18 protein-coding genes and 1 pseudogene are annotated in these 22,237 nt (G+C 50.1%); 14 read left to right on the top strand and 5 right to left on the bottom strand.

Going from position 1 to position 22,237, the window contains the following annotated elements:
* Positions 1–107: 107 nt before the first annotated feature.
* Entirely contained in the window at positions 108–1,457 is a 1,350-nt protein-coding gene (locus tag BBG47_RS21390; protein ID WP_065293410.1) for an ABC transporter substrate-binding protein, read from the top strand.
* A 45-nt stretch (positions 1,458–1,502) separates the two neighbouring features.
* Complete coding sequence (locus tag BBG47_RS21395) at positions 1,503–2,861, top strand: ABC transporter substrate-binding protein (protein WP_065293411.1); 1,359 nt, start codon at positions 1,503–1,505, stop codon at positions 2,859–2,861.
* Between the two features lie 74 nt (positions 2,862–2,935).
* Here BBG47_RS21395 and trpB read toward each other — a convergent pair whose 3' ends face one another.
* Complete coding sequence (gene trpB / locus BBG47_RS21400) at positions 2,936–4,096, bottom strand: tryptophan synthase subunit beta (RefSeq protein WP_175400603.1); 1,161 nt, start codon at positions 4,094–4,096, stop codon at positions 2,936–2,938.
* Positions 4,097–4,421: 325 nt separating this feature from the next.
* Between trpB and BBG47_RS21405 the strand changes: the two genes are divergently transcribed.
* Positions 4,422–5,297: an ROK family protein gene (locus tag BBG47_RS21405; RefSeq protein WP_065293413.1), complete on the top strand. Its 876-nt coding sequence runs from the start codon at positions 4,422–4,424 to the stop codon at positions 5,295–5,297.
* A 140-nt stretch (positions 5,298–5,437) separates the two neighbouring features.
* On the opposite strand, the gene BBG47_RS21410 is transcribed toward BBG47_RS21405, so the two are convergent.
* Together BBG47_RS21410 and BBG47_RS21415 are read right to left on the bottom strand one after the other, a co-directional pair.
* Entirely contained in the window at positions 5,438–6,340 is a 903-nt protein-coding gene (locus BBG47_RS21410) for an alpha/beta fold hydrolase (protein ID WP_065293414.1), read from the bottom strand.
* The gene (locus BBG47_RS21415; RefSeq protein ID WP_065293415.1) at positions 6,337–7,107 is read right to left on the bottom strand and encodes a MerR family transcriptional regulator; all 771 of its coding nucleotides are present in this window, start codon (positions 7,105–7,107) and stop codon (positions 6,337–6,339) included. Before BBG47_RS21415 ends, BBG47_RS21410 begins: the two co-directional genes overlap by 4 nt.
* A 216-nt stretch (positions 7,108–7,323) precedes the next feature.
* On the opposite strand from BBG47_RS21415, the gene ptsG reads away from it, so the two are divergent.
* From ptsG to BBG47_RS21445, 6 genes are all read left to right on the top strand, one after another.
* Positions 7,324–8,958: a glucose-specific PTS transporter subunit IIBC gene (gene ptsG / locus BBG47_RS21420; RefSeq protein WP_065293416.1), complete on the top strand. Its 1,635-nt coding sequence runs from the start codon at positions 7,324–7,326 to the stop codon at positions 8,956–8,958.
* A gap of 428 nt (positions 8,959–9,386) precedes the next feature.
* Positions 9,387–10,166, top strand: coding sequence for a dethiobiotin synthase (gene bioD, locus BBG47_RS21425; RefSeq protein ID WP_065293417.1), 780 nt, complete (start codon positions 9,387–9,389; stop codon positions 10,164–10,166).
* A 293-nt stretch (positions 10,167–10,459) separates the two neighbouring features.
* Positions 10,460–11,464 (top strand): biotin synthase BioB, encoded by a 1,005-nt coding sequence (gene bioB / locus BBG47_RS21430; RefSeq protein WP_065293418.1) that lies wholly within the window; start codon positions 10,460–10,462, stop codon positions 11,462–11,464.
* Positions 11,452–12,690: an aminotransferase class I/II-fold pyridoxal phosphate-dependent enzyme gene (locus BBG47_RS21435; protein WP_254659885.1), complete on the top strand. Its 1,239-nt coding sequence runs from the start codon at positions 11,452–11,454 to the stop codon at positions 12,688–12,690. The genes bioB and BBG47_RS21435 overlap by 13 nt, the downstream gene beginning before the upstream one ends.
* 231 nt (positions 12,691–12,921) lie before the next feature.
* The gene (locus BBG47_RS30075) at positions 12,922–14,076 is read left to right on the top strand and encodes an alpha/beta hydrolase (RefSeq protein ID WP_175400604.1); all 1,155 of its coding nucleotides are present in this window, start codon (positions 12,922–12,924) and stop codon (positions 14,074–14,076) included.
* A complete protein-coding gene (locus BBG47_RS21445; protein WP_065293419.1) occupies positions 14,076–15,086 on the top strand; it encodes a methyltransferase domain-containing protein in 1,011 nt (336 codons plus the stop codon). The genes BBG47_RS30075 and BBG47_RS21445 overlap by 1 nt, the downstream gene beginning before the upstream one ends.
* Before the next feature lie 111 nt (positions 15,087–15,197).
* Here BBG47_RS21445 and pfkB read toward each other — a convergent pair whose 3' ends face one another.
* Together pfkB and BBG47_RS21455 are read right to left on the bottom strand one after the other, a co-directional pair.
* Positions 15,198–16,130: a 1-phosphofructokinase gene (gene pfkB / locus BBG47_RS21450; RefSeq protein WP_065293420.1), complete on the bottom strand. Its 933-nt coding sequence runs from the start codon at positions 16,128–16,130 to the stop codon at positions 15,198–15,200.
* Positions 16,131–16,150: 20 nt separating this feature from the next.
* Positions 16,151–17,020, bottom strand: a complete 870-nt coding sequence (locus BBG47_RS21455; RefSeq protein ID WP_065293421.1) for a class II fructose-bisphosphate aldolase — start codon at positions 17,018–17,020, stop codon at positions 16,151–16,153.
* 90 nt (positions 17,021–17,110) lie between these two features.
* On the opposite strand from BBG47_RS21455, the gene BBG47_RS21460 reads away from it, so the two are divergent.
* The 5 genes and pseudogenes from BBG47_RS21460 (at position 17,111) to ptsP (ending at position 22,213) form a co-directional block, all read left to right on the top strand.
* Complete coding sequence (locus BBG47_RS21460; protein ID WP_065293422.1) at positions 17,111–18,169, top strand: SIS domain-containing protein; 1,059 nt, start codon at positions 17,111–17,113, stop codon at positions 18,167–18,169.
* 138 nt (positions 18,170–18,307) lie between these two features.
* Positions 18,308–19,099, top strand: coding sequence for a DeoR/GlpR family DNA-binding transcription regulator (locus BBG47_RS21465; protein ID WP_065293423.1), 792 nt, complete (start codon positions 18,308–18,310; stop codon positions 19,097–19,099).
* A gap of 525 nt (positions 19,100–19,624) precedes the next feature.
* On the top strand, positions 19,625–20,107 hold the full coding sequence (locus BBG47_RS21470) for a PTS sugar transporter subunit IIA (protein WP_021252248.1): 483 nt from the start codon (positions 19,625–19,627) through the stop codon (positions 20,105–20,107).
* A 69-nt stretch (positions 20,108–20,176) separates the two neighbouring features.
* Positions 20,177–20,437: an HPr family phosphocarrier protein gene (locus BBG47_RS21475; RefSeq protein WP_021252247.1), complete on the top strand. Its 261-nt coding sequence runs from the start codon at positions 20,177–20,179 to the stop codon at positions 20,435–20,437.
* Between the two features lie 42 nt (positions 20,438–20,479).
* Positions 20,480–22,213 (top strand): annotated as a pseudogene (ptsP, locus tag BBG47_RS21480) (phosphoenolpyruvate--protein phosphotransferase).
* The last annotated feature ends 24 nt before the right edge of the window (positions 22,214–22,237 follow it).

Consider the following 22,237-nt stretch of genomic DNA (forward strand, 5'->3'; position numbering starts at 1 on the left):
GCTTGCGAAAACGATGATTAAAAAATGATAGGGATTAAGGCCGACAGAAATTGCAGGCGGGTTGCCTGCAGCTTTGGATACGGAAGCAAAGGAGAATGATAGGCGAGATGCGATGGGGTTCGTGGTTGAAGCAAGGCACGATTCTGGTAAGCATTATGGCTCTGGTGAGCGGATGCTTCGGATCGAAGCCTGTGCTGGAGGAGCTTGGTAAGGATGGCCGTGGCAAATTAAAGGTGCTTTACTCTAATGAGGGTGATTTTTTTCGAGAATACGGAAATGTATTTACGCTCAAATTTCCGAATATCGACATCGAAGTGGTCGAGACCAATGGATTATACCAGCAGATGCAAATCCAAAAAGGTGTTGATTATGGGACGCTATTAACGAAGCTGATCGATGAACAGCAGCCAGATGTGTTGACTCTATCAGCTCCAGAGTATGAAGAATACGCATTGGGCGGCAAATTATATAATCTAGATTCGATCATCAAGCAGGAGCAATTCGATCTGGAAGGGTTCATGCCGGGTTTGATTGATATGGTGAGAGAGCAGGGAGGAGGCGCACTATTTGGCCTGCCGCCGTTTTTCTATACGGATGTACTCTACTATAATGCCGATTTATTCAAAGCGAATGCGATAGATCTGCCCAAAGGCGGCATGACCTGGAAAGAACTGTTCAATCTGGCTGCGCGCTTCGAAGATGCGGGAATGCCGGGGCTATATGCTGGCTATGAGAACGCGGTTGGGATGCTGAAACGCATAGCGGACACATGGGGCCTGCAGGAATTCGATGCCAAGGGGGAGCATATTCTGCTCGAATCCGAGAGTTGGAAGCAGGCCTATCAAATGATGACGGATGCAATACGTACCCGCGCACTGCAGGTTCAGAAATCGGATGCGATGTTTCTTCCTTCGTCCAACAATCTCTTCCTGCAAGGCAACGCGGCCATGACCTTCGGCAGCTCAGGCTTTATTAGCGAGTTTAGCGATCCGCAGAACAAGAAGGCAAGCAAGATGGATTGGGGCATGGTTCCTGTCCCTATTGATCCCTCCCAACCAAATGAAACGACAAGTGCAAGGCTCTATGAGTATTTTGCCATTAACGAGCATTCGAGCAATAAGCGGGCCGCCTGGGAATTTGTAAAGTACGTCAACGGACCGGAGATGGCGAAGGCAAGCTCTGCCATCTACTATAAGCTGCCGACGCGAACCGGGTTCGTCAAGTCGATTCAGGGCAAGAGTACAGAAGCTTTCTATGCCTTGCAAATAAAAAATATGAAATACGAGTCGGCGATAAAGCGGGTTCCTAATGAATTCTACAGTGCATATGCTCCTTTGCAGGAGGAAGCATTGAAGGCCATCATTGACAAAGAGAAAACCGTGGATGAGGCCTTGACAGAACTACAGCAGAAGGCGCAGGCAGCGCTTCAGAAGGTGCGCCAAGACAAAGTGAAATAAAAGAGATCGATGAATAGGCGTGTAAAGGAGAAGTGAAGTGGAGAAATGAGGCGAACCGGAAAACGAAAGGCGGCTGTACTGATTGTGCTCAGCATCGTCCTGGTCATAAGCGGATGCTTCGGGAGTAAGTCCGTACCAGATGGGCTTGGCGGTGAAGGCAACGGGAAGCTGAAGGTGTATTATCCCTATGTGGAGGACTTCCATAACAAGTACGGCCAGTTATTTACCAGTCAGTACCCGGACATTGAAATCGAGATCATCAAGTCGGGGAATGAAGGAGAAGACGCATCGGACAAAGTAAGCCCACAGGAAAAGCTGCAGCGCATGATGGAGCAGCAGAAGCCGGACGTCCTTGTTCTCAATCTGGATGAGTACGAGCATTTATCCAGCGTGGGCAAGCTGTATGATTTGGAATCGGTGATCAAACAGGATCAATTTGACTTGGACGGTTTTGCGCCCGGTTTGATCGACATGCTGCGCGAGAAGGGTAACGGTTCTCTACTTGGGCTTGCTCCCACGATCTGGGCTCGGTATTTATACTACAATGCGGATATGTTCCAGGAGAAACGTATTGATCTGCCGGTGAACAAAATGCAGTGGAAGGATCTCTTTGAATTGTCTGCAAGATTCCATAACGGCAGGACGGATGAAGATGCTTCCTATGGATTGATCAATAATCAAGCTTCTGATGTATTGCGGGAAGTCGCGGATACGATGGATTTGCAGCTGTTCGATACGGAAGGCAAGAAGGTGCTGCTGCAGTCCGAAGGCTGGAAGCAAGCATTTCAGTTAACGGTTGATGCGATCCGGAAAAAGGCGGTATCCGTTCGTTCGCCGGAGCAGAGCGGCGATCCGGGATCGCGTTATATTTTAGCCATGAACAAATTCGTTAATGGGGAATCCCCGATGATTCTCAATGATTCGTCCTTTGCAGCACACATTGGCGGGTCTTCTTCCAAGATAAATTGGGGCATGGTAACCGTCCCTATCAATCCGGCGCACGCAGATGAGTCCGACAGAATCTCTGCCACGCAAATATTCGCCATTGCCGCCGATTCGGCAAATAAACATGATGCTTGGGAGCTCGTCAAGTTCATGAACGGCACAGGGATGGCGAAGATCATATCCCGTTCAGGAAGAAGTGATTTACCAGCGCGGACGGGATATATCCCGAGAAGCTTGGAAAGAGGCGCTGAATCCATTTATATGCTGAAGCCATCGAAGCATCATACGAACGAGCAGTGGAAGAAGAACATTCCAGACAGCTTCTATCAGGTGTATGAGCCGCTGCTGAATGAAGCGCTGCATGCGGTGGCCGGAGATAAGATGACATTGGAACAGGCGATTGCGGATCTGGAGCAGCAGGCGCAAGCGAAGCTGGATCTTGCCCGCAAGGACAAATAAAGCAGAAACAGCCATAGTCCGTTCTCCGCGGCTATGGCTGTTTGTTTGCGTAGGATAGGTATCCTACCTTAGTCTTATTTATTCAGCATCTGGAATACTTGCTCGACGTCCTTATCCCCACGACCGGAGATGTTGACGATGATGATCTGCTCTTCTCCAAGCATTGGAGCGAGCTTCAAGGTATGAGCAATCGCGTGTGCGCTCTCAAGTGCAGGAATAATGCCTTCTGTCTTCGACAGCACTTGGAAGGCTTCAAGCACTTCTTCATTCGTTACCGTCACATATTCCGCGCGGCCGGATTCCTTCAAGTGGCTGTGCTCCGGTCCGATACCCGGGTAGTCCAAGCCTGCTGCGATGGAGTAGGTTGGTGCTGGATTGCCTTCCTCGTCCAAGAGAACAAGACATTTGAAGCCGTGCAGTACACCAGGAACTCCCTTAGTTAAGGTTGGCGCTTGATCCGGCTCGACGCCAATTAGACGTACAGATGGATCCTCAATATAATGGGCAAAAGCACCAATTGCATTGCTGCCGCCGCCAACACAGGCGATAACGGCATCAGGGAGACGGCCTTCTTTCTCCACAATTTGACGCTTCGATTCTTCGCTGATAATCGATTGGAAATGCTTCACGATAGACGGGAATGGGTGTGGACCGACAGCAGAACCTAACAGATAGAACGTAGACGCATAGTTTTCCACCAGATCATCCAGTGCTACGTCCACCGCATCCTTCAGTCGTCCTTGGCCCTTCGAGACCGACACGACCTTGGCTCCAAGCAGTTCCATACGGAAGACATTCAGTGCCTGACGGCGAATGTCTTCTGCTCCCATGTAAATGATGCACTCCATGCCGAACATGGCACATACCGTTGCTGTTGCAACACCGTGCTGGCCTGCCCCTGTTTCCGCGATGATGCGGTGTGCGCCCATGCGCTTAGCGAGCAGAATCTGCCCAAGAACGTTGTTGATTTTATGGGAACCGGTGTGATTCAAATCCTCGCGCTTCAAATAAATCTTGGCGCCGCCAAGCTTCTCTGTCAGATGCTTCGCATAGGTGAGCGGATTATCACGACCTACGTATTCGCGTGCGTACATATTGTATTCTTGGATAAATTCCGGATCGTCCTTGTATTTGTAGAAAGCATCTGCGAGACGCTCCAATACTCCTTGCAATTGGGGCGGTACATAGCTTCCTCCGAACTGCCCGAACCTGCCTTGCTCTGTTGATACGGTCATGTGAATACCCCCTCGGTTCCAATGATTAGCAATAATTTGTCCATATTTTAGCGCACTATCGGGTTAAAGTCTAACATTATTTCTGGTGCATCAGCTCCTTATAGAGATGAAAAAGGGTATAAAGTTCAGGAGGTGTGTCCGAATCTTAGATGATGTGCGTCATATTATTGGAACATGAATGACCTAATGATATAATCAATATGATGAAAACGTTGTCTTTCGATTTGCGTTTTCGATTTGCGTAAGCGCGATCATAAGTTGGCATATGGGGGATCTCCTCTGAACGAGACAGATAAAGTCAGGCTTGAGAAGGTGAGGGAGAAACATGAAATTGTTAGGCGCTATTGAAGGTGGAGGCACGAAGTTTGTCGTTGCTGTCGGTACCGAAGATGGACAAATTCAGCAAATTGAATCGTTCCCGACGACGACACCGGAAGAAACAATGGATCGTACGGTTGCGTTCTTTAAAGATAAAGGGATTAGTAGTATTGGCTTCGGTTCTTTTGGACCGGTTGATTTGAATTCGAACAGTCCCACATACGGACATATTGCAAAGACACCTAAGCCGCATTGGAGCGGATATGATGTAGTCGGACATTTGAAGCGCCATCTTAATGTCCCTGTCGGCTTCGACACGGATGTAAATGGAGCGGCACTCGGTGAAGCGACATTCGGCGCGGCTAAAGGATTGAACAGCTGCTTGTACATTACAGTAGGTACAGGCATTGGTGCAGGTGCTGTCGTGGAAGGCAAGCTGGTTCACGGTCTGCTTCATCCAGAGATGGGACATATTATGGTGAAGCGCCATCCAGAAGATACGTATGAGGGCAAGTGCCCATACCACAAGGATTGCCTTGAGGGTCTTGCTGCAGGTCCGGCAATCGAAGCGCGCTGGGGTGTGAAGGCGTACGAGTTAGGCGAAGACCATAAGGCTTGGGAGCTTCAGACCTTCTATTTGGCACAAGCGCTCATGAACTACATTTTGACGATTTCTCCAGAGAAAATCATTCTGGGTGGCGGCGTTTCCAAGCAATTGCACTTGTTCCCACGCATTCGCGAGCAAGTGAAGACATTGTTGAACGGATATGTTCAGCATCCTGCCATCTTGGAAGTGAACGAGGATTACATTGTGCCTCCAGCATTGCAGGATCGCGCAGGTATTACGGGAGCGCTTGCACTTGCGGTACAAGCACTAAAATAGTAGAGAACCACGGGAGCGTTCCCCTGGGAAAATAAAAAGAAACCGTTCTTTGCTTAAATGGATGCACGATCAGCCATTGGGTGAAAGGAACGGTTTCTTTGTGTTTGCGAGGTTTGCGGAGGTGCATGTATCTCAGGCCCTCAAAGCTGATTAATAAAAGCCAATATGCGATCATTCACTTCATCCGGGAATTCCCCGTTGATTGCATGGGATGCGTTGGGCCAGCATTCGATTTGAATATGGGGGGCGTAAAAAGAAGTTTCCCGCACCGCCTTCTCTGAATCATGCATCGCGCTGTTCTTGGCCATGAGTGCTAGAATAGGCATATCGATTGTCCGTATTTGCTCCTTGCTGATCAGAACCGGCGCAGGAAGGCTGAGCTTGAAATTTCGCATGCCGAGCTCGATTAGCCTGGCAATTGGTTCGCGTTCGTCCGCTTTGGCTCCACCAGAGATGCAGCTCAACATTTTCCAACGTATAAAACTGGGTACGATTGGAACAGCTGCCGGAATGGAAGCTGCAATCATCTTCAGCGATAGGGGAGCGAATACAAAGACTGGATCTAATAGACTGATGGAAGCCAAATGTGAAGGGGCGTGCCTTGCGAGATTCGCCGCTGTCCAGCCTCCAATCGATACACCTACGAGGTGAACAGCCCTGACCCTTAAGCTGGACAAGGCATCACTTAGCCAACTGGCTTGATCTTCGGAGCTGCGAATCGGCTTACTCTGCCTGCTCATTCCCGGTTCTCCAAGCAGATCGAGCGTATAGACAGGCCTCTCCTTCATGAGACCGTGAAGATTCGGTGCCCACATCGGCGTAGATGATGAGCGCCCTGGCAGCAGCAGGAGGGGCTCCTTCCCCTGATTTTCTGGCTTTGTGAACAAATAGCTTCTTACGCTTCCAAAGGAAGTCTCGATATCCATCGTTTCCTGCGGCTTGGGGAGCAGCTTCATCGCTTCCCAATAAGCTGCTTCAAAGTCCGCCTTCCCTGTCTCTGAAACATATCGCCCGATTTTTGGTAGGTCATTTCTCCTCTTCATACTCCCTCCTCTCCGCTCCCTAAGAAATGTCGATGAGCTTCTTCAATAAAGTGTTCGCAGTATTCGGTTAGGAACCGATCTTCCTCTGGCCAGTGTTCCTTCTCTTCATAGCTTATCCGGTATGCTTCCCTCATCTCTTGCTTCTCCTTGGTAGCATACCGAACAAAGGAATCCCACCTCTTGCCAAGGGAGTAACCGGCGTCACTGACAGGATGAATGCCATTAATCATGAGCATGTAAGCTTCCAAAGTCAGCCCCTTCCACTGCCAATATACCTGGATCGCAGCTTGATCATTTTGAACATGCTGTTCAAATATTGCCCTGGCTTCCGTTGGAAGGTTCATGTTGATATAGTCCAAGAGAAGATGTTTCCGTTTATTCAAAGTCAGCTCCATGATCGTCTCCACATTGATCGAGTCACTGTTCTCCATGCACGATACCATTGCATCTATGAATGCCCGGTCTGAGCGGAATTCCATTTCTTTTGTGAACAGAAGGTCGCTTTGGCGCCGCAGTATACGCTTCAGATCTCCTTTATTTTCATACGTAAGGCATTGTTCTTGAATTTCTTTTAGGTTAAAGCCTAAGTCTTTATAAAAAAGAATTTGCTGCAGCTTTACCAAATCGCGCGCTCTATAGATTCTTTTATTGCTGCCTCCGCTGCGCTGAGACGCCAGTAAACCGATGTTATCGTAATACTGAATGGTTCTAACGGTAGTGCCGCACAGCTCTGCTAATTGTCCAATTGCGTATTGTTGTTCCTCCAATTCTTCCACCTCCTGCAATTACTTTCCCATATGACGTAGCGTCACGCGCAAGCCTTATTTTTGCTTTTTCATGCATCTTGGCAGCTTATTCTACGACATCCCTGCACTGTCTGATCTAGCATATTTCATCGGATTGCATACTTTTTCCTGCACTAGGGAAAGGTAAGGCGTACTTAGCGTACTTACATACCTTGATGCGATGAGGGGTTGAATCACATGTTCAAATCAGCGTTCGGCGTGTTGCAGAAAGTAGGCAAGGCGCTTATGCTGCCTGTCGCCATCCTGCCTGCGGCAGGTATTCTGCTTGGCATCGGCAATGCGCTGCGCAATCCGGATATGATTGCGAGACTACCTTGGCTTGGAAATAGTGCAGTCAGTGTCATCACGAACGTCATGGAGCAAGCGGGAGGCATCGTATTCGATAACCTATCTCTCTTGTTCGCGGTTGGCGTTGCCATCGGTCTTGCTGGCGGAGACGGGGTAGCGGGCTTGGCGGCTATCGTTGGTTACTTCGTTATGAACGTAACGATGAAGGTCATGATGAACGTTACACCTGATGTTGTGGCTGGCAATTCTGCATATGCTACGATTCAAGGTATTCCGACTCTGCAAACGGGCGTGTTCGGTGGGATTATAATCGGGATTGTCGCAGCTGTTCTGTACCAGCGATTTTTCACCATTGAGCTGCCCTCTTATTTGGGCTTCTTCGCTGGCAAACGGTTCGTACCAATTATTACGGCTGTAACCTCGCTTATTATCGGTATCATCATGGTGTTCGTCTGGCCATCTGTTCAACATGGCTTGAATGCCTTCTCGCATTCTTTGCTTGATTCGAATCGAGCGCTAGCCGCGTTCATATTTGGTATTTGTGAGCGGGCACTGATCCCGTTTGGGCTGCATCATATTTTCTATTCTCCATTTTGGTTCGAATTTGGGGAATACATGGACAAGGCAGGTCAGCTCATTCGCGGAGACCAGAAAATATTTTTTGCCCAGTTAAAGGATGGGGTGCCTTTAACAGCCGGAACCTTCATGACTGGTAAATTTCCATTCATGATGTTCGGACTCCCGGCGGCTGCACTGGCAATCTATCATGAAGCGCGCAAGGAGAACAAAGCCGTAGTAGCAGGCTTGATGGGTTCGGCCGCACTAACTTCTTTTTTGACAGGGATTACGGAGCCGCTTGAGTTCTCATTCCTGTTCGTTGCTCCTTTACTATTTGCTGTGCATGTGGTGTTTGCGGGGCTGTCGTTCTTAACCATGCATTTGCTTGGCGTCAAGATCGGCATGACGTTTTCGGGCGGCGTTATTGACTATTTGCTGTTCGGCGTCTTGCAGAATCGGACGCCATATTGGCTCGTTATTCCGGTGGGGCTTGTGCTTGCTGTCATCTATTACTTTGGCTTCCGCTTTGCTATTCGCAAGTTCAATTTGCGAACACCGGGACGTGAAGACACAGCTCCAGCAGCTGCCGCGGCTACGGGGTCAGCCGCTTCTAATGAATTGCCGCGCGGCATTTTGAATGCGCTTGGCGGCAAGGAGAACATTGCTTCCCTCGATGCATGTATTACGCGGCTTCGTGTACAGGTGAAGGATTCCGGTGATGTGAATAAGGATCGGCTGAAGGAGCTCGGAGCCTCTGGGGTTCTTGAGGTCGGCAACAGCGTACAGGCGATATTCGGAACGCGCTCTGAAACCATTAAGCATCAGATTAATGAGCTCATCACGCAGGAATCGATGGAGCTGAGGCCTGACGATGGAGATGCAGAAGTTCAACGTGAAGCGGATACAGAGCCAGAGGATCGAGACAGTCGTCAGACATCGGATCGAGATACGGGTGATAATCGATAGCGCTTAGAAGAAAGCTATAGAAATACGGCGTAGAAGTAAGATGTACAACCTGTTTTATATACCTGATTGCTGGCAACCGAATGAGGCAACTGAGAAATACAAGCAGCTTCGAACCGCATGTCAGTGATTGAAGACTGTCCCCTCACAACTTTGAGTTGTGGGGGGATTTTTGATTGTAAGGTTTGTTATCTGGGTTCACAACCACATCTCCAAAAAACTTCTCCTGCTTAATAGGCTCATGATCACAGTAAAGTGTGATGTGTTGGTATTGATTAGAAATTTTCCGTTACTACAACATAATTGTTAACCCATTAACATAATATTTGGTTAACAAACTCTTGTCCTTTGAGAAATCATTAGGTAAAATATATTTCTGAAATGTTAACTATATATTTATTTCTATGGTTAACGTTGAGGAGGTGCTGCATATGGTTCCATATATACATACAGACGAGAAACACCATTTCTCAAGAGGGCTATTTATATCCTCCACAGGAACTGGGATAGGGAAAACGATTGTGACCGCAGGAATAGGGGCGTACTGCCGTGAGATATGCCAGCGTCGAATTCGAATATGGAAGCCGGTACAGAGCGGGGTAGCCTTAGGTGATCCTGAGGCAGACAGCTATCGTCTGCGAATGGGAAGCGGACTGTTAGAGACACCGGAAGAAGAGATCGCGACATGGACGCTGCCAGATCCGTTGGCGCCATGGATGGCGTTTGAACGGGCGGGGGTTCCATTTACATTCGAGCGCTTGTTGGAGGAAGGACGGAAACGGCAGAAGGATGGTTCCTTTTTGCTGGTTGAAGGAGCGGGAGGGATCGCAGTACCGTTCAGCGCAGAGTACACGATGGCTGACGCTGCTCGCGAACTGGGTACACCTGTGCTGCTCGTAGCTCCCCCCGGTTTAGGGACAGTAAGCCATACGGTGACAGCAGTGCAGTATGCGAGGGAGCGAGGCATCACGGATATAGCAGTCGTATTCAGCGGACCGCGGTCATTGGCAGATGAGCGAGAGATTGCGGAAAATGCTCGGATGATTGAGGCCATGGCTGGTGTGCCCGTATGCGGAATTGTTCCCTGGCTAATGCAGCCTGCCAATGCTCAAGCAGTGGAAATGGAAGCTTGGGTGGCTTGGCGAGAGCAGTGGCTTGAATCCTTTGTCCGAATGGAGAAAATGATGGATTGGCTGCGGAAGCGGATATAAGCGGCATCGGGGACAAAACGATGGATAGACATTGAGATGGATAGACACAAAGATGGATAGACACAGACACAGAGATATAGATACAGAGGTGTAGACACAAAGATATAGACAAAGATATAGACAAAGATATAGCACTGAGATGTAGAAACAAAGATATGGGCAAGGATATAAGCACATAGACATAGACGCAGAGATGCAGATACAAAAATGGAAAGACACAGATAGATGTAACGTTACACGGATGCATAGAAGCTGAAACAGAGGATGCCACAACCTTTAAGGGAGAGATCAGGATGAAGGAACAGTTGGTAAAGGCGGGTATGGATTGGCGCGGTCTTGCAGCAGAGATCATTGAGGGGAAGGTATTATCGCGTGAGGAGGCGCTATCCGTTCTGAAGGCTGAGGATAGTGAGCTGCTTGCCATTATGGATGGGGCGTACCAGGTGCGGCGGCATTATTACGGCAATAAGGTGAAACTGAACTTGATTATTAATGCAAAGAGCGGTTATTGCCCGGAAGATTGCGGGTATTGCTCACAGTCGACTCAATCTGATGCCCCAATCGAGAAGTATACGATGCTGGAGAAGGATACACTTGTGGACGGTGCGCGCAAAGCGATGGAAATGAAGGTGGGGACGTATTGCATTGTCGCCAGTGGGCGGGGGCCTACGAAGCGGGAGTTGGATCAGGTCGTTGCAGCTGTAGAAGAAATCAAGACGACAATGCCGATGAAAATCTGCGCGTGCCTAGGGATACTCTCGCAAGAACAGGCGGATCGGCTGAAGCAGGCCGGCGTTGATCGTTACAACCACAATTTGAATACGAGTGCCGATCATTATTCGCATATCACTTCAACGCATACGTATGAGGATCGAGTACATACGGTAAGTACAGCCAAGGCAGCAGGTATGTCTCCGTGTTCAGGTGTCATCATGGGGATGGGGGAGACTGACGAGCAGTTGGTGGATGTGGCCTTTTCCTTGCGCGAGCTGGATGCAGATTCGATTCCAATCAATTTCTTAAATTCAATACCTGGTACGCCACTGGCTCACCTGAATGAATTGGATCCGCGCCGCTGCTTGAAGGCATTGGCGATGTTCCGCTTCGTCTGCCCATCGAAGGAGATTCGGGCATCCGGAGGTCGTGAAGTGAATCTGCGTTCCTTGCAACCGCTAGCGCTCTATGCGGCTAATTCCATTTTTGTCGGCGACTACTTGACGACAGAAGGGCAGGAAGCAACAGAAGATCAACGGATGATCGAAGATCTCGGATTTGAGATTGAACGATGTGCGTTATAAGTTCTGGGTCTGACCGCTGGGCATGGATGCGCGAACAATTGGCGGAACGCGAGCAGGTCGGGCGTCTGCGTCAATTGACGCAGACAACTTGGCTGCCAGATGGATGGGTGAATCGCGATGGGAAGAGGGTACTTAATCTTGCCTCCAACTATTACTTGGGGCTATACCCTTGGATATCTGAGACAATGTGGCGATCATTGAATGAGGAAGCTGTGGAGCTGGGGGAGCCGGGACTGCGGATCGGGTCTGGGGCTTCGCGCCTCATTACAGGGCATGATCCTCACCATGAGGCATTAGAGCGGGAGATGTTGGATTTCAAGCAGACGGAGGCATGTCTCATTTTCTCAAGTGGATATATGGCTAATGCGGGAATTATCTCTGCGCTTGTCGGTCGTCACGACGTGGTATTTAGTGATCGACTCAATCATGCGAGCATTGTGGATGGGATTATGCTAAGTCGTGCAGCGCATGTTCGCTACCCGCATCGCGATCTCAATCGACTGGAAGACCAACTGAAGAAGTGGACGGTTGGTGCATCGGGGGCGGGGAGGGCGTCACGCAAGCTGATTGTGACCGATGCGGTGTTCAGCATGGATGGAACAAGGGCACCGCTGGAAGAGCTAGTTATGTTGAAGGAGCGGTACGGTGCAATCCTGATGGTGGATGAAGCGCATAGTGGCGGTGTGTACGGTGCCGAGGGGGAAGGACTCTGCCATGCGCTTGGCATTCATGGGCATGTGGATATCATTATGGGCACGTTCGGCAAGGCTTTCGGGGCAGTTGGTGCCTATGTCGCTGCGGAGGATATTGTGATTAGGTATCTTGTGAACCATGCTCGAACTTTTATCTATAATACGGGTTTGCCGCCGTTCATAGCAGCGCTTGTGCGCTCACGGCTTAGGGAAGTTCGCGCTGCAGGCCAGGCTCGTTCGGAGTTGATGCATAAGGCGGCGCTCTTTCGTACGCGATTGCAGGCTGGCGGCCTCGACACGGGAGAAGGGGACAGTCATATCGTTCCCGTCATGCTCGGCTCTGATCAGAGAGCAGTTGCGGTAAGCGCGGCTCTGACTGAAGCTGGCGTAGCGGGTCTTGCGATTCGCCCCCCAACTGTGCCGGAGGGTACAGCGCGCATCCGGTTCGCACCGTCTCCGCTGCATCAGGATGAGGATCTGCTGCGGGCAGCAGATAGGGTCGTGGATGCTGCGAATCAATGGCAGGAAGCGTAACACGCTGATCGGCGACAGTAAAGGATATAAACTTAGAAATATAGAGGATAAAGATAAAGTTTGAGAGATAGAGAATGAGATAAATATAAAGGCAAAGACAAAAACAGTAGGACTGACAGTTACACGGGGCAAAACAGAGATAAGGATGAGAAGATTGGTAAATATGAGAGTGATGCAAAACTAGAAATTAAAAATTGATGCGGGATAGAGCATGAAGATAGAGGTTGATATATGGATGAAGAAAGCGATGGCATGAAATATGTACGCTATCATACCGTCCATGCTGAAGGGGATATGGGGAGGATGGAGATTCAATCGACAGGATTTGAAAAAGGCTGCTTGCAAGTTGCGGCATCATTGAAGCTCCCATCTAAACCGAAGCTGTTATGGGTACATGGCTGGGGAATGTCCTCTTCGGTATGGAGGCACCTTGCGGCGATGCTGCCCGAGTTCGAGCATCGTTATGTGTCGTATGCTGATGCGAGTACAGTTTCAGAGCTGCTGGCTGCGGTTCGAAGGCCATTTGAAGAGGAGTCGGAAGGGGAATGGCATGCGATTGGTTGGTCGATGGGCGGTATGCTGCTGCTAGAGCTGCTGACTGAATGGCGCGAGGCATCGGACATCGGGCTGAATAAAGCGTGGGAGCAGGATCAAGGGCAAGAGCAGGTGCGAAAGCAAAGGCAAGAGCAAGTCCAGGTACGAAAGCAAAGACAAGAGCAAGTGCAAGAGCAAGTGCAAGTGCAAGAACAAAAGCAAGAGCATGAGCGGGGGATTGGGCGAACAGGTTGCATGGGCGACTATGTCGCAGCTGTTCGCCCGCCCGTTGTGCGCAGCGTCATTCTGACGGGAACCACGCTGCGCTTCATTGACGACACAGGTCAGGCCGGCTGGCCAGACCGGGTCGTCCGGCGCATGCGCCGCCGCTTGGCGCAAGCTGCGCCGGCGGATACACTCCGCGCGTTCGCGGAGTGTATCCCGGCTGCGGCGGAGCGCGCGAGCGCCGAGAGCTGCCGCTGGCTGCTGGAGCACACGGCAGCTCTCGGCAAGGACATCACGCCCGCGGGGCTTGATGCGGGTCTGGCCTACTTGCAGGAGGCCGACCTGGAGCGGGCGTGGGCGCGTCTTACCGACGCGCCGGATGGTCCGCGCCTGTACTGGCTTCATGGCGCGGACGACAGCGTATGCCCGCTTGCTGCGCAGCAGCGGGCACAAGCGGCATGCGGCCACCGGAACGCTGCGCGGTTCGTGGTGCTCCCGCACGCCGGGCATGCGCCGTTCGCTACGCAGACGGCGCAATGGCTGCACCATATACGCATGTGGTGCAGCGCATCATCGAAGGGGTCGCTATTCGATGATTTTCAGATGGAACAGGGAGGGGAAGCGTGATGTTTGCGGGGGCGAATGTGGACAAACGAATCGTGCGGCAGCGCTTTGATCGGCACGCTAAAGAGTATGACCGTTATGCCGAAGTGCAGCGGGTAATGGCGGATGAGCTGGTCGAGCGTATGTGTCAGACTATAAGACCGCCCTTATCTGAAGGAACACCACAAGGGAATCCTCCTAATACTGAGTCACTAATTTACGACATAGACCTTGATAAAATGACTGCATCGATCGATGAAGTAAGCTGTGCAGTGCGCATTCTTGATATCGGATGCGGGACGGGGATGCTGTCGGAACGATTAGCGCGTGCCTTTCCGGGAGCGGAGCTCACGCTGGTGGACTTGTCTTCGCGCATGCTGGAGCGGGCTAGTACGAAGCTGACACATGCAGGAGTCTCACCTGCCAACATACATCTTATCACTGCCGATGCGGAAGCCTGGCTGGAGAGTGCTTGCGGGCGGGAGGAGACGGAGAGGCCAATCTACAACATTATTGCGTCTAGCGCAGCTTTCCAGTGGTTCAATTTCCCGGCTGATACAACTCATCGCTTGCTGCAATTGCTGGCTCCTGGCGGGCTATTGGCGTTTGCTACCTTCTTGCCAGGAACGGTGAGAGAGCTGCATGACGCTTTCCGCCAAGCGGAAGCGCTGCTTGGTTTTCCTACCCAACCTCACGGCCAGAGCTATCCGAATAAGGAAGATTGGATGACATGGCTGCTCGAACATGGAGGAAATAGCCCAATTCGTTGGGAGACAAGCAGCTATCGCTATACATTTCCTGATGCTCGGACTGCACTTGCGCAGGTGAGGCGTGTTGGTGCGGGCAATGCTGTTCACGTTCACGACGATACTGGGGCAGTGGGTGATGGACAGCGTAAAAGTGCAAGCAGCAGGAAGCTCATTCATGCGATGCTGCAAGCCTATCAAGCAACATTCCAGCAGGACGATGGGCGAGTCCCGCTTACTTACGAAGTAGCATATTGCCTTACCCAGAGGGGGCTGCATACCAAGTGATTCGAGGATTGAAGGAAGGCATCCGTTGTAGGCCATACAAAAAACGGTCGTGCTGCGACTGTCTCAGTTGACAGTGCCCACGACCGCTCTAACGTTTTGCGATAGGATAAATTAAGAAAAGCAGGTAACCTGTATGTCACGTAGAAGGGATTCCACGTCAGACAGTTTCACCATACCGGCTGAAGGCATAAGCGCATTCGCTGTACCACAAGCGGCGCCAAGCTTCAGCCTCTCTTCAGGAGAGCAGCCGCGATGATCTGCGACGACGAGTCCTGCAACCATAGAGTCTCCGCTTCCTACAGCATTGACGGTTTCTACGCGCGGGATGGATACGCCGTACAATCTTCCATCAGAGCCTGCCAGAGCACCTCGCTCGCCAAGGGAGACGATCACATTGGAAATACCATCCTGCATGAGCTGCTGAATGGCTCGTACGATCTCGTCCTCATTGTCGGCAGAACCACCCGTGAGCTTCGTAACTTCATGCTCGTTTGGTTTAATCAAGTAAGGCTTACTCTGGATGCCTGCGATCAGTGCATCGCCACTCGTATCCAAGATCGGAATCGCGCCTTGGCTTCGCGCGATCTGAATCAAGTTGGCATATAGATCTGTGTCGCATCCCTTCGGCATACTGCCAGAGAAGACTACATGAGAAGAACGAGAAGCAAGCTCTTCGATCTTAGCCTTCATGGCCTCAATCGCTTCCGGTGTAATCACAGGGCCAGCTTCCAGCAGCTCCGTCTGCGAGCCTCCTACCGGATCAATAATGTTCAGACAGAGGCGGGATTCTCCGGACACGGAGAGGAAATCTGCCTGAATACCTTCCTGACGAAGCATATCCACGATAGCCATGCCATTATAGCCAGCCACGAATCCAGTCGCCGTCACTTCTTCTCCTAGTGCATGGATGACGCGGGCGACATTGATCCCTTTGCCTCCTGCCGTAGCAAGTGTCTCATCAGCCCGATACAGCGCATTACTGCCGAATCCGGGAATGTAATAGGTCTTATCAATAGCCGCATTAAGGGTAACAGTTGTAATCATATTCAATCCTCCAGCCGCGATTAGCGAACGGCGCTCGCCTTCCCGATGCAGCCCGCCATTTCCATTTTGCGGATTGCCAGTTCCTTCACTGCTTGCTTCGCAGGCACCATATATTTGCGTGGGTCATTCTCATCTGGGTTCGCTGTGAACACATCTTTGATCGCGTTCGAGAAGGCGATGCGTAGCTCTGTTGCGACGTTCATCTTACCCATGCCCAGCTTCACGCAGCGCTTCACCTGCTCCTCAGGAATACCGGAGCCGCCGTGCAGTACGAGTGGTACGCTAACTTGCTTATAAATTTGTTCTAGGCGATCGAAGGCGATTTTCGGTTCGCCTTTATATATGCCGTGTGCAGTTCCGATAGCAGGAGCCAACGTTGGAACACCTGTCGCTTCTACGAATGCCACGCACTCTTCAGGAACAGCCAGACGCGCATCCTCTTCCTCGACGACAATGTCATCCTCCACGCCGCCGACCTTGCCCAGCTCCGCCTCGATATTGACGCCAGCAGCAAGCGCTACCTTCACGACCTCTTGCGTGCGGCGAACGTTCTCTTCATAAGGATGCATGGAAGCATCAATCATAACAGATGTATAGCCTGCGCGGATACATTGAACGAGCAGCTCATAGTCTGTGCAGTGATCCAGATGCAATGCGATGGGTATAGAAGCTTGCTTCGCTGCTGTCTGAGCGGCAGCTACAATATATTCTGGTCCTAGATGCTTCACGGTTCCGACTGTTGTCTGCAAGATAAGCGGTGTATTCGTCTCTTCTGCCGCTTCCACGACCGCTTGCAGCATTTCCAGTGTATGTACATTAAATGCAGTAATTCCGAATCCTTGTTCACGTGCAGCTTGGAGCATGGATGTAGAGCTGATAAGATGTCCCATTTCCGTAACCTCCTGCATATAAATGATTGAAACAATCAAAATAATGATTTATAATTTCATTAAGTTGATTATAAGGGAGGAATTTGTGATATGTCAAACCATCTTGATACACATACGTACCGGGAAATCAGCGATCAAGCGGCGGCGCTGCAAGCGGCTTGGGATCAGCTGCACAATCAGAAGGATTGGGTAGATCAATATATAGGAAACGATCAATTTGAAGAGGTTGTATTCATTGGTTCCGGGTCTTCTTGGTACCAAGCAATGACAATGGCGGCAACATACCGCAAGTGGACAGGAAGAAGTGCAGCTGCACATCCGTCCTCTGATCTGTTCTTGTTCCGCGAGCAGACGGTCACGCCATCGAAGAAGGTGCTGCTTGTCGGTGTATCTCGCTCCGGCGAATCCCATGAAGTGATTCTGGCGCTGGATTCCGTCAAGGACTTGACGCATTGGACAACATGCGGCATTACCTGTCATCCGAACAGCAAGATGGCGCAAATGACGCCATGCCTTGTATCTCCGCTAGGCGCTGAGAAGAGCACAGTTATGACGAAATCACTCAGCAGCATGACGTTCATGATGCAGGCGGCAATTGCACTGGGTGCAGGACGGACGAAGGAATTGTCCGAACTTGAGGGAGTATTGCAATCCAGCAGTGCCTTCGTTACAATGGCGGATGACACGACATCTGCGTGGGTGAAGAGCAATCAATTTGATAAGACGATTTACTTGGGTATGGGCGCATTGTATGGATTGGCATTGGAAGCTTGCCTGAAGCTGAAGGAAATGACCTACACGTGGACAGAAGCATACGGCACATTGGAATTCCGCCACGGACCGAAGTCGATTGTTGAGCCAGGAACGCAGATTGTGCTGCTCTTATCGGAAAGCGCTCGTGCTTACGAACTCAAGGTAGCGCAAGAAATGAAGGCATACGGGGCGATAGTTGTCACTGTAACAGCGCAAGCGGGAGCGGACACCGCATTTGCAGACAAGGTCATTGAGCTTGGCCATGTGGACGCAAGCGATGAAGCGCGTGCAGTGCTGTACCTGCCTTTTGTTCAATATAACGGATACTACACAGCGCTCAAGCGGGGCTTGAATCCGGATGATCCACGGAACTTGACGCAGTTCGTATCCATTTAATGTAGAGCGAGCCGTTCAGGCTAGTATTCAAGGTTGCAGGAACTGATAGCAGCTCGCGCCTTGCATAAGGATCACGTTTCTTCATAGAGAAGCAAGCCCCGACACAGGTATGATAATGGAACGGATGGAGTGTAACGTATGAGTGAATCGTTATCCAAGGGCGAATTGCGACGCCAGCAAATCCTGCAAGTCATGAAGCAGAATGGACGCATCACGATATCAGAAATCATAGATCGGTTCGAATGTTCGGAAGCTACGGCCCGCCGTGATTTGGATCTCATGGAGCGCAAGGGAGAACTGATCCGCACAATCGGTGGAGCGCTGCTTGAAGGGCCAGGCATGGTAAGGGAAGTCTCCTTCGACGAGAAGCGTCAATTGCTGTGGCTGGAGAAGGAAGCGATCGCAAGACGAGCCTTGGAATTCATTGAAGAAGGCGACAGCATCTGCTTGACTGGGGGGACGACGACATTCCTGTTGGCTCGGCTATTGAAGCAGCGCCAAGGGATTACCGTTGTAACCAATGCAGTCAACATTGCGATGGAGCTGTCCGATTGTGAGGGAATTCAAGTTGTTGTCATCGGAGGCGTAATGCGCAGCAACAGCTTCGAGCTGTGCGGGCCATTAGCGGAACGGACGATTGAGCATTTAAATATTGAGAAGCTGTTCATGGGAATAGACGGGTTTTCGACAACGAAAGGGATTACCACATATTCCGAGCTGGAAGCCCAGACGGCCCGCATGCTAATGCGCCAAGCGCAGCAGACTTTTGCGGTATTTGATCATACGAAGGTGGGCAAAGCATCGTTATTTACAGTGACTACTGTAGATGGGCTTACGGGATGCATAACGGACAGCCTATTGCCGGACGATATGGTCAGCACCTTGCAGCAGATGGGGGTATCTTGCTATTATGCGGGGGACGAACAGTAATCAGCTAAACCTAAGTATATTAAGGGTGGAGTAAGAAGGGGAAACTTGTGTCATATGCGGTTTGAAACGTTTTCTCCAGTGCTGCGTATGATATGCAATAAGATGTAATCATCAAATAAACACCCAATCATGTGGTGCAAATGTGGATATAGTGGGTATATTTGTATTGTAACCATGGCGAATCGCAGACGGTATGATTTGTATCCAGAACGCACATCTTATGGATACCGCATAACTCAGCAGCCACTTGAGGATGGACGAATCGACTAGATTTCACCAACAGTCCGCTCGCTTGCATCCCGCGCAACCACCATGATACAATGGGTGTGAATCTTTACACATGAAATTAGCGTGTTACTAGTGCGACTAGGCATGAGCTAAGCGGCCGTTCACGGGGTGAACTGCATGCTTTAGCGCATGCCTTTTTATTTTCTCATAAGAGAAATTGGATTTTTTTGTCGGTTATCACAACAACCACAATGACGGACGAAAGTTCACATGGTTAAATACAAGGAGGAACTCAATATGTTTGGTTTTGGTAAAAAGAAAAAGAAAATTTCTATTACAGCACCGATCACAGGTCAAGCAGTACCTTTGGAGCAAGTTCCAGATCCAGCATTTGCACAAAAAATTATTGGTGACGGAATTGCTATAGAGCCAACAGAAGGTGTATTTATAGCTCCATTCGACGGTCATGTCGTGCATTTGATCGATTCTCATCATTCCTTGGTGCTTGCGCATGAATCCGGCTTGGAACTACTCGTTCACATCGGTGTGAACACCGTATCCTTGCAAGGAAAACCGTTCAAGCCACATGTGAAATCCGGCGACAAAGTGAAAAAAGGCCAAACGCTTATCGAGTTCGATATTGCACAAATTAAAGAAGCTGGCCTTCCTGTTATAACACCAATTATCGTAGCAAACGGCGACATCGTTGCTGAGCTGAAAGCGAACACAGGCAATGTAAAAGCAGATTCCGATGAATTGATGGAAGTTGTATTGAAATAGATGGTTTTGAACTAAGTTCTGAACGAGAGAAGCAACACATTCTACTACTACCGAAAAGAGGGCATAACAATGGAAAAACAATTTACAATTAAAAACCCACAAGGTATCCACGCTCGTCCAGCGGGCGCAATCATGAAGAAAGCTGCTGAATTCGCAGGAGAGCAAATTACAATCGAATTCAACGGCCGCAAAGTAAGCGCAAAAAGCATCACTGGCGTATTGACACTCGGTATGAAAGCTGGCGACACAGTAACAGTATCTGCTGAAGGCGATAAGGCTGCTGAAGCAGTTGAAGCAGTAGGCGCAGTAATCGAATCCGTATTGGACTAATAGAACGTAATCATTAACGCGGAAAAAGGAGTGGAGGAACCGATGCTACTTCAAGGTATTCCAGCTGCATCCGGTTATGCCATCGGCCAAGCATTCATCCTGGAGCACGATACATCTGAGGTTGAGCGCAAGCAGGTTGATGATGTACAGGCAGAAGCAACTCGCTTGCAGACAGCTGTACAGCAGGCTATGAACGAACTGGAGCAGATTAAAGAAGACACAGCGAAAAAATTAGGCGAGCATCAAGCTGAAATCTTCGCTACACATATCCTTGTATTGCAAGATGAAGAGTTTGTTGGGCAAGCGATTGAGAAGGTTCGCAGTGAGAAGGTAAATGCAGAGTTCGCTCTTTCGGAAGTGACTCAGCAGCTGGTCGACATCTTCAGCAGCATGGACAGTGAATATATGCGTGAGCGTGCAGCGGACTTCCGCGATGTGAGCAAGCGTGTACTCGGTCTATTGTCCGGCAAGAAATCTGCTTCTCTGAATGACTTCGAAGAGGCAGTTGTGCTCTTCGCGCATGACTTGACTCCTTCCGATACAGCCCAGCTGGATCGCAGCAAGGTAGCAGGCTTTGCGACGAATATTGGCGGTCGTACTTCCCACTCGGCCATTATGGCACGCTCGATGGAGATTCCTGCGGTTGTTGGCTTGCAGGACGCTACATCTACAGTGAAGAACGGCGACATGATCATTCTCGATGGTTCCAGCGGCATTATCCTGATCAATCCAGATTCGGATACGATTGCAACTTACCAAGAGAAGAAGGTGAAGTTCGAGAAGCGTCAGGAAGAGATGAAGCTGTACAAAGACAAACCTTCGATCACTGCTGATGGCCATGAGGTTGAACTTGTGTCAAACATCGGCAATCCGCAAGATGCGCTTGGCGCACGCAACAACGGTGCTGAGGGTGTAGGCTTGTACCGTACGGAATTCCTGTACATGGGTCGTGACAACTTCCCATCTGAAGAGGAACAATACAACTCTTATGTTGCCGTATGTGAAACACTTGGAACGGAGAAGCCAGTCGTGATCCGTACATTGGATATCGGCGGGGACAAGGAGCTGCCTTACTTGCCACTTCCGAAGGAAATGAACCCATTCCTTGGATAACGTGCGATTCGCTTATGCTTGGATCGTAAAGATCTGTTCAAGACACAGCTTCGTGCGATCCTTCGTGCAAGCGCCAAAGGCAACATCAAGCTAATGTACCCAATGATCTCTACGCTGAGCGAGCTTCGCGAGGCAAATGCGATTCTGGCAGAGACGCAAGCAGAGCTGGATGCAGAAGGCATTGCGTATAATAAAGAGATGGAAGTCGGCATGATGATCGAGGTACCTGCTGCTGCGATTATTGCAGATCAATTGGCGAAGGAAGTTGACTTCTTCTCTATCGGTACGAACGATTTGGTACAATACACGATGGCTGCTGACCGGATGAACGAGCAAGTATCCCACTTGACTCAGCCATTCAACCCAGCAGTACTGCGCTTGATCAAGATGGTTATCGATGCTGCGCACAAAGAAGGCAAGTGGGCTGGCATGTGCGGTGAAATGGCTGGCAACCTGAAGGCTGTTCCGATCCTGCTCGGTCTTGGTCTTGATGAATTCAGCATGAGTGCAAGCTCTGTACTTCCAGTACGTGTACTGCTGAGCCGCTTGAACCGTGAAGAGATGCGCAAGCTAGCGGAAGAAGCGTTGATGCTGGAGACGGCTGAAGAGATTCAAGTTATGGTCGTTGACCGTGTATCGGCAGTTCAAGAAATGTCTATCTAATAGTAACGAATGTGTTGCAGTCGG

The organism is Paenibacillus sp. KS1 (assembly GCF_001680695.1).
Lineage (GTDB): Bacteria > Bacillota > Bacilli > Paenibacillales > Paenibacillaceae > Paenibacillus_B > Paenibacillus_B suaedae.